This window comes from Polaromonas sp. P1_G4 (assembly GCF_056405475.1).
Window position 1 is genome coordinate 1 of the sequence record NZ_JBFUCA010000913.1, and the last position, 955, is coordinate 955.

The window sequence follows — 955 nt, forward strand, 5'->3', positions numbered from 1 at the left end:
GACATCAAGAAGGCATATCGCAAGCTTGCGATGAAGCACCACCCCGACCGCAACCAGGGGGATGCGTCCAAGGTTGCCGAAGAAAAATTCAAGGAGGCCAAAGAGGCCTACGAGATGCTTTCCGACGATCAAAAGCGCGCGGCCTACGACCAGTACGGCCATGCCGGCGTAGACCCCAACATGCGCGGCGGCCCGGGTGCGGAAGGTTTTGGCGGTTTTGCCGAAGCTTTCGGCGACATCTTCGGCGACGTGTTCGGCGGCCAGCGCGGCGGGGCACAACGTGGCGGCGGCCGGCAGGTTTACCGTGGCGGCGACTTGAGCTACGCCATGGAAATCACGCTCGAAGAAGCCGCTAACGGCAAGGACGCACAGATTCGCATTCCCAGCTGGGACGACTGCAATACCTGCCACGGCAGCGGCGCCAAGCCCGGCACCAAAGTGGTGACCTGCACCACCTGCCATGGCCACGGCGTGGTGCAGATGCGCCAGGGTTTCTTCAGCGTGCAGCAAACCTGCCCGCAGTGCAAAGGCACGGGAAAGCTGATTCCCGAGCCTTGCGTGACCTGCCACGGCGTGGGCAAGACCAAGAACAACAAGACACTCGAAGTCAAGATCCCCGCGGGCATCGACGACGGCATGCGTATCCGCTCGACCGGCAACGGTGAGCCGGGCACCAATGGCGGCCCGCCTGGCGACCTCTATATTGAGATCCGCCTGAAGAAGCACGACATCTTCGAGCGCGACGGCGACGACCTGCACTGCGCCGTGCCCATCAGTTTCACCACCGCCGCACTGGGCGGGGAAATTGAAGTGCCGACACTCGCCGGCAAAGCGGCCATCGACATTCCCGAAGGCACCCAGGCGAGCAAGCAGTTCCGTCTGCGCGGCAAGGGCATCAAGGGCGTGCGCTCCAGTTATCCCGGTGACCTGTATTGCCACATCACAGTAGAAACAC

General features: G+C 62.6%; 1 protein-coding gene. It reads left to right on the forward strand.

Annotated features, from left to right (window positions below; translation table 11 throughout):
- On the forward strand, positions 1-955 hold a 955-nt coding region (gene dnaJ / locus AC1D1X_RS24400), incomplete at both ends, for a molecular chaperone DnaJ (protein ID WP_477699501.1).